7 protein-coding genes are annotated in these 7,104 nt (G+C 62.9%); 1 reads left to right on the top strand and 6 read right to left on the bottom strand.

The genetic code is table 11. The features are described 5' to 3' along the window. Positions 1-120: 120 nt before the first annotated feature. Entirely contained in the window at positions 121-1,179 is a 1,059-nt protein-coding gene (locus tag NKI39_RS21740; protein WP_352834266.1) for a D-alanine--D-alanine ligase family protein, read from the top strand. Here the strand turns inward: NKI39_RS21740 and NKI39_RS21735 are convergent. The 6 genes from NKI39_RS21735 to dnaK form a co-directional block, all read right to left on the bottom strand. After that, on the bottom strand, positions 1,176-1,463 hold the full coding sequence (locus NKI39_RS21735; protein WP_352834263.1) for a DUF1330 domain-containing protein: 288 nt from the start codon (positions 1,461-1,463) through the stop codon (positions 1,176-1,178). The genes NKI39_RS21740 and NKI39_RS21735 overlap by 4 nt on opposite strands. A gap of 170 nt (positions 1,464-1,633) precedes the next feature. After that, positions 1,634-2,347, bottom strand: coding sequence for an orotidine-5'-phosphate decarboxylase (gene pyrF, locus NKI39_RS21730; protein ID WP_352472808.1), 714 nt, complete (start codon positions 2,345-2,347; stop codon positions 1,634-1,636). Next, positions 2,344-2,940 carry an NADPH-dependent FMN reductase gene (locus NKI39_RS21725; RefSeq protein ID WP_352472807.1) on the bottom strand — a complete coding sequence of 199 codons (597 nt, stop codon included), beginning with the start codon at positions 2,938-2,940 and terminating at the stop codon, positions 2,344-2,346. Before NKI39_RS21725 ends, pyrF begins: the two co-directional genes overlap by 4 nt. 59 nt (positions 2,941-2,999) lie before the next feature. Next, positions 3,000-3,605: a phospholipid N-methyltransferase PmtA gene (pmtA, locus tag NKI39_RS21720; protein ID WP_023679853.1), complete on the bottom strand. Its 606-nt coding sequence runs from the start codon at positions 3,603-3,605 to the stop codon at positions 3,000-3,002. Between the two features lie 117 nt (positions 3,606-3,722). Further along, a complete protein-coding gene (gene dnaJ, locus NKI39_RS21715; protein WP_023679852.1) occupies positions 3,723-4,853 on the bottom strand; it encodes a molecular chaperone DnaJ in 1,131 nt (376 codons plus the stop codon). A gap of 213 nt (positions 4,854-5,066) precedes the next feature. Beyond that, a complete protein-coding gene (gene dnaK / locus NKI39_RS21710) occupies positions 5,067-6,983 on the bottom strand; it encodes a molecular chaperone DnaK (protein ID WP_352834260.1) in 1,917 nt (638 codons plus the stop codon). Positions 6,984-7,104: the final 121 nt, after the last annotated feature.

Raw genomic sequence — 7,104 nt, 5'->3', positions numbered from 1 at the left:
TGCGAAAGCTCATCATCCTCGCAAACGCACTACTCAGGGACAATCGGACCTGGACACCATCTCTCCCTTGACCAACACGGATACTTTAGGCAATCGTGCTGCCGGGAAATCGTTTCGATCATGTCAAGCCGCGAGCCGAAGCTGATCCTTGTCTACGAGCCGGAAAAGGCTTGCTTCGATCGGCTGGTCGCCGATAACCACGTGCCGGAGCGTGCCGCCGAAATCGCCTCCTATCTGGCGCAATCGACCGACTTCGCTGCTGAATTCGACGCACTTGCCGCCGCTTGCCAGAAGCGCGGCTTGTCATTTGCCCCGCTGGCGCTCGACGACGCCGCAAGCCTTCTCGGCGGCGAGGACCCGAAGACCACGCTTGTCTGGACGCTGACCGACGGCGTCGCCTATTTCCGCGGCGGCGCGGCACCGGCTCTGGCACGGCTGAATGGCCTCAAGGCGATCGGCGCCGACGATGCGCTGTTCGCGCTCTGTCAGGACAAGTTCCGGTCCGGCGCCGTGCTCGGCGCGCTTGGCCTGCCGGTGCCGCAGGCGGGCCTTGCCCGTGACGGCGCCTGGCTGGTCGCGCCACCGGCCTCGCCCGCCGGCTGGTTCGTCAAGCCGAACCGGCTCGGCGCCAAAACCGGCATCTGGCCGGATTCGCGCTGCCACGATCTCGGCCATGCGCTGGAGCTTAGCCGGCGCGTCTTCGCCGCCTATCGCGACGATGTCATCGTCCAGCCCTATGTCGCCGGCCGCAACGCGCGCGCCAGTTTTCTCGGATTGCGGCCGGATACCGGCGTCGAGGCGCTGGGCATCGCCTTTGTCGATTCGGGCGGCGATTTCCAGACCATGCAGGACAGCCTGGCGCTTTACGGCGATACCGGCGCAGCGGCGAAAGCTGCGGGAAAATATACCGAGCCGGTGCTGCTGCCGGTCGCCGGCAGCCAGCCTGAAGCCGATGCAAGAATCCGTCTCATTGCCGAACGCCTGATGGTCGGGCTTGGCCTGCGGGATGTGTTTTCCATCGATTTCCGGGTCGAAGCCGACGACAGCGTCCACCTCATAGAGTTCGAGGTCTGCCCCGGCCTGCCCTGCTTCGATTTCCGCGATTACTGTCGCCAGCAATGGGGCTTGAGCCTCGCCGACGCGATGGCGGAGGCAGCGGCGAACCGGCTTCTCGCCTAAATCCCCTCGACCAGCACGATTTCGCCCTTGGCCACCTTCTGGCGGATCGCGACGGCGCGCTGGTATTCGGGCGAGTGGTAGCAGTCATGCGCCGCCTCAAGCGACGGAAACTCGATGATCACGTTGCGGTCGCGGCCCGGCCCCTCGGCCTTCTCATGCGCGCCGCCACGCGCCAGGAACTTGGCGCCGAAGCGGTCGAAGGCCGGTTTGGCGGCTGCGACATAGTCCTTGTAGCCTTCCGCATCGCGCACGTCGACGCGAGCGATCCAGTATCCCTTGGGCATGGTATTTCTCCTGGTTTTTGGCCGTGCGCGGACCGATGTTGAAAGTCGCTCCGGTGAGATGGCTGGGGTTGTTTTCGAGTGCCGGAGCGGAGCGTACTTAAAGTACGTGAGCACCGGAAGCGGAGAAAACGCCGTCAGACGGCTGCAGGAGCAAGTTTCGGAATCGGTCCTCAGGCCGAGCGCATTTCATCGAGGATCGCTTCCGCCGCCGCCCGCCTGTCGGCCGCTCCGACGATCGGCCGGCCGATGACGAGATGGCTGGAGCCGTTGCGGATCGCCTGCGCCGGCGTCACCACCCGTTTCTGGTCGCCATGGTCGCTGCCCTTCGGCCGGATTCCCGGCGTCACCACGGCCAGGTCGGGGCCGACGATGCGGCGCACCGCCTCGGCTTCTTCGGCCGAGCAGACGATGCCGCCCATGCCGGCATGCAGCGCCTGCTCGGAGCGCCTCAGCACCAGTGTATGCGGATCATACTCATAGCCGGCGTCGATCACGTCCTGCTCGTCCATCGAGGTCAGCACGGTGACCCCGAGTAGGCAAAGGTCGCTGCCCCTGGCAGCCTCGACCGCCGCCTTCATCGTCTTCGGATAGGCATGGATCGTCAGCATGCTCATGCCCATCCTGGCGATGTTTTCGACCCCCTTGGCCACGGTGTTGTCGATGTCGAGCAGCTTCATGTCGAGAAAGATCCTGGTGCCCCCGCTGGCCAGCTCGCGGGCGAAGTCGAGCCCGCCGGCAAACGCGAGCTGGTAACCGATCTTGTAGAAGGAGACGATCCCGTCGAGCTCGCGCACCGCTTTCTCGGCTTCCTTCAGCGTCGGCAGGTCGAGGCCGACGATCAGCCTTTCCTGCATCGTGTCGGCATGCGCGGCGTCCGGGATCATGCCTCGATCCGCGTCGACAGCATGCGCGAGGTTTCGATCAGCGTTCGGCATAGGTGCTCCATCGATTGGCGTAGTCTCTCGTCCCTGAACTTGCCCTCGTCGTCGAAGGCGTAGCCGCCCTCCGGCACCGAGCATTCCGGTGTCACCACCTCCATCCGGCAGCGTACCAGAACGGCGCGCAGATGGTTGATGCAGCGTATCCCGCCGAAGGGTCCGTTGGAAGACGAGCAGAGGCCGGCGACCTTGCCGGCAAGTGGCCTGAAAGTCCGGCCGCCATCCTTGCGCAGCTGGCTCACCCAGTCGATGCTGTTCTTGAGCAACGGTGGAATGGAGCCGTTATATTCGGGCGTCGCGACCAGCAGCCCGTCATGGGCGGCGATCATCCGGCCGAGCTTGAAAGCATTGTCGGGAATGCCTTCTTCCTTTTCCAAATCCTGGTCGAGGATCGGCAACGGATAGTCGGCGAGCGAGATGCGGGTCACCTCGGCGCCCTGCATGGCAAGTTCCTTCTGTGCCACGTCGGCGGTCCTGCCGCTATAGGCGCCGCTGCGCACCGAACCGGCGACGACGAGAATTTTCGGGATCACAGCCATGGGTCTGCCTTGTCACCGATGGGTATAAGACAAGTGCCATTCAAACCCAACGCTTCAATTCATGCGGCCCCGCGTCGGTAGATCCAAAGCTGCGTCGGCGGAATGTTGCGGATGACGAAATGGAAATGCTCGACCGTATAGTCGCCGCGGCCCGGCGGGATCGGCGACAGCGGCCCGTAAGTCAGCTGCACGATCGGCCGGCCCGCCGGGATACGGTCGAGCAGGCTCTCGACATAGGCGATGCGCTGGGCGACAGGGAAATTGAGCAGCGGCACCCCCGATATCACGGAATCGAAGATCAGGTCGCGCTTGTCGCCAAGCGTGGCGTCGAGATTGAAGGCGTCGCCCTCGATGACGTTGACGCCTGGATAAAGCTGGCGCAGATGGCGCACGAAATCAGTGGAATATTCGACCGCGTAGAGATTCTCAGGCTTTATGCCCTGGGCGAGGATGGCGCGGGTGATGACGCCTGTACCGGGTCCGACCTCGAGCACCGGCAGGCCGGATGTCGGATCGACGATCGAGGCCATCTTGCCAGCGGTGATGGAACTGGTCGGGACGATCGAACCGACCGCCTTCGGCTTGTCGATCCAGCCCTTGAAGAACTTCAGCTCGTCGTCGAACTTTTCCGCCAGCGTCTTTCGCAGTCCGGGACTACGCGTCATCGAAAGTCCTCCTCAACGCTCCCTCGCATGCTACTTAGCAGTTACGAGGTGCAAGACAAGGCGAATCCCCGGATAAGGTGTTGATGACGCTCGGGAAGCGTTTTCCAGGGATCAGCTTCAGTGCTCGCCGAACGTTTCGAAAAAGTCTTTCATGCGGGCGAAAAATCCGCTCGACTGAGGCGAATTGTCCTTTGAGGAAAGCTGCTCGAATTCCTCCAGCAATTCGCGCTGACGGCGCGAAAGGTTCTGCGGCGTCTCAACCACGGTCTGGATGTAGAGATCACCGATATTGGGCTGGCGAAGCACAGGCATGCCCTTGCCCTTGAGACGGAACTGGCGACCGTTCTGGGTGCCTTCCGGCACCTTCACCTTCGTCTGGGTACCGTCCAGTGTCGTCACCTCGAACGAGCCGCCAAGCGCTGCCGTCGTCATCGAGATCGGCACCTTGCAATAAAGATCGGCCCCGTCGCGCTGGAAGAATTCGTGCGGCTTGACCGCGAGGAAGATGTAGAGATCGCCCGACGGGCCGCCGCGCAGGCCGGCCTCGCCCTCATTGGCCAGCCGGATGCGGGTGCCATCCTCTATGCCGGCAGGGATGTTTACCGACAGCGAGCGCTCCTCGGTGACACGGCCCTGGCCGGCGCATTTCGGGCACGGATCCTTGATGGTCTGGCCGCGCCCCTGGCATTGCGGGCAGGTGCGCTCGATCGAGAAGAAGCCTTGCGTGGCGCGCACCTTGCCGTGGCCGTTGCACATCGAGCAGGTGACGGGCTGGGTGCCAGGCTTGGCGCCGCTGCCCGAGCATTCCGAGCAGGAAATCGAAGCTGGCACCCGAATCTGCGCGGTCTTGCCGGAAAATGCCTCTTCCAGCGTAATTTCCATATTGTAGCGCAGGTCGGCGCCGCGCTCGCGGCCGCCGGACGAGCGGCGCTGGCGCCCGCCCATCATGTCGCCGAAAATGTCTTCGAAAATGTCGGCGAAGCCGCCGGCGCCAAAGCCTTGCGCCCCGCCATTCATACCGCCGTGCTCGAAGGCGGCGTGGCCGAAGCGATCATAGGCGGCGCGCTTCTGCGGGTCCTTCAGTGTCTCGTAGGCTTCGTTGATTTCCTTGAACTTGTGCTCGCAGGCATGGTCGCCTGGGTTGCGGTCGGGATGGAACTGCATGGCGAGCTTGCGAAAAGCGCTCTTGAGCTCCTTCTCGTCGGCGCCCTTTTGCACGCCTAGCGTTTCGTAAAAATCAGCTTTCATGTTTTCCCGCAGTCCGGATAGTCAACGTCTTGAAGCATCGTTGCGTCGTTTGCCGGCACGCTGTTCCGATTTAGGTGTGATGGAGGCGCGATGCCAGTGTCTACGAGGCTTTGTCCGCATTTTTTCGGGCAGCGCAGCGTTTTTCCGGCAAAGGGTTGCAAAAAAGCCCGGCTGTGCGCCGGGCTTTTTCCCTTACCTGTACCGTCAGGCGGTTCAGGCCGACTTCTTCTTCTCGTCGTCTTCGTCGATTTCCTCGAAGTCGGCATCGACGACGTCACTGTCCTTGGCGGCATCAGCCTTGGCGTCGGCCTCGGCGGCTTCCTTCTGCGAAGCCTCGTACATGGCCTGGCCGAGCTTCATCGAGACTTTGGCGAGCGTCTGCGTCTTGGCCTCGATCTCGGTCACATCGTCGCCTTCGGCAGCGGTCTTCAGCGCCGCGATCGCATCGGCAATCGCCGTGCGGTCGGCCTCGGAAACCTTCTCGCCGTATTCCTTCAGAGACTTCTCGGAGGAATGCACCAGCGCCTCGGCCTGGTTGCGGGCCTCGACCAGCGCGCGCCGCTTCTTGTCGGCTTCGGCATTGGCCTCGGCGTCCTTGACCATCTTCTCGATGTCGGCGTCCGAAAGGCCGCCGGACGCCTGGATGCGGATCTGGTGCTCCTTGCCGGTGCCCTTGTCCTTGGCCGAGACGTTGACGATGCCGTTGGCGTCGATGTCGAAGGTGACCTCGATCTGCGGCACGCCGCGCGGCGCAGGCGGGATGCCGACCAGATCGAACTGGCCGAGCGCCTTGTTGTCGGCGGCCATTTCACGCTCGCCCTGGAAGACGCGGATGGTCACCGCCGACTGCGAATCCTCGGCCGTGGAGAACACCTGGCTCTTCTTTGTCGGAATCGTCGTGTTGCGTTCGATCAGCCGCGTGAATACGCCGCCCAGCGTCTCGATGCCCAGCGACAACGGCGTCACGTCGAGCAGCAGCACGTCCTTGACGTCGCCCTGCAGCACGCCGGCCTGGATAGCGGCGCCTAACGCGACGACCTCATCCGGGTTGACGCCCTTGTGCGGCTCCTTGCCGAAGAACTGCTTCACGATCTCCTGGATCTTGGGCATACGGGTCATGCCGCCGACCAGGACGACTTCGTCGATTTCGCCGGCCTTCAGGCCGGCATCCTTGAGCGCCGCCTTGCAAGGATCGATCGTGCGCTGGACGAGATCCTCGACCAGGCTCTCGAACTTCGCCCGCGTCAGCTTCAGCGTCAGGTGCTTGGGGCCGGTGGCATCGGCGGTGATGAAGGGCAGGTTGATTTCGGTCTGCGTGGTGGACGACAGCTCGATCTTGGCCTTTTCAGCCGCTTCCTTGAGGCGCTGAAGGGCGAGCTTGTCGTTCCGCAGGTCGATGCCCTGTTCCTTCTTGAACTCGGCCGCCAGATATTCGACCAGACGCATGTCGAAATCCTCGCCGCCGAGGAAGGTGTCGCCATTGGTCGACTTCACCTCGAACACGCCGTCGCCGATTTCGAGCACCGAAATATCGAACGTGCCGCCGCCAAGGTCATAGACGGCAATCGTCTTGCCTTCCTTCTTGTCCAGTCCATAGGCAAGCGCGGCCGCCGTCGGCTCGTTGATGATGCGCAGCACTTCGAGGCCGGCGATCTTGCCGGCATCCTTGGTCGCCTGGCGCTGGGCGTCGTTGAAATAGGCCGGAACGGTGATGACTGCCTTCTCGACCTTCTCGCCGAGATAGGCCTCCGCCGTTTCCTTCATCTTCTGCAGGATCATCGCCGAGATCTGGCTAGGCGACTGCTTCTTGCCGCCGGCCTCGACCCAGGCGTCGCCATTGTCGCCCTTGACGATCTTGTAGGGGACAAGCTTCTTGTCCTTCTCCGTCACCGGATCGTCGTAGCGGCGGCCGATCAGGCGCTTGACCGCGAAAATGGTGTTCTCAGGATTGGTAACCGCCTGGCGCTTGGCCGGCTGGCCGACGAGGCGCTCGCCGTCGCTGTTGATGGCGACGATGGAAGGGGTCGTGCGGGCGCCTTCCGCATTCTCGATCACCTTGGATTCCTTGCCGTCCATGATGGCGACACAGGAGTTGGTTGTTCCCAGATCGATACCGATTACTTTTGCCATTTCTCTAATCTCTCCGCTAAGCAGGCTCTCAGGACCCGTACAGGCGTTCCGACGAAAGCCCCTGTTCACAAGAAATTCCGCTCCGGCAACCGGCATTCGGCGCTGGACGGCTTGGCGCGTA

The sequence above is a fragment of the Mesorhizobium sp. M0664 genome, assembly GCF_040320565.1.
Classification (GTDB): Bacteria; Pseudomonadota; Alphaproteobacteria; order Rhizobiales; family Rhizobiaceae; genus Mesorhizobium.
The sequence above is the reverse complement of the archived record's forward strand: the minus strand, read 5'-3'. Positions and strand labels throughout refer to the sequence as shown.

Bases quoted from the DNA above. Each gene is read 5' to 3' on its own strand.
- NKI39_RS21740 (WP_352834266.1), top strand. From the start codon at position 121: ATGTCAAGCCGCGAGCCGAAGCTGATCCTTGTCTACGAGCCGGAAAAG.
- NKI39_RS21725 (WP_352472807.1), bottom strand. From the start codon at position 2,940: ATGGCTGTGATCCCGAAAATTCTCGTCGTCGCCGGTTCGGTGCGCAGC.
- dnaJ (WP_023679852.1), bottom strand. From the start codon at position 4,853: ATGAAAGCTGATTTTTACGAAACGCTAGGCGTGCAAAAGGGCGCCGAC.
- pmtA (WP_023679853.1), bottom strand. From the start codon at position 3,605: ATGACGCGTAGTCCCGGACTGCGAAAGACGCTGGCGGAAAAGTTCGAC.
- dnaK (WP_352834260.1), bottom strand. From the start codon at position 6,983: ATGGCAAAAGTAATCGGTATCGATCTGGGAACAACCAACTCCTGTGTC.
- pyrF (WP_352472808.1), bottom strand. From the start codon at position 2,347: ATGATCCCGGACGCCGCGCATGCCGACACGATGCAGGAAAGGCTGATC.
- NKI39_RS21735 (WP_352834263.1), bottom strand. From the start codon at position 1,463: ATGCCCAAGGGATACTGGATCGCTCGCGTCGACGTGCGCGATGCGGAA.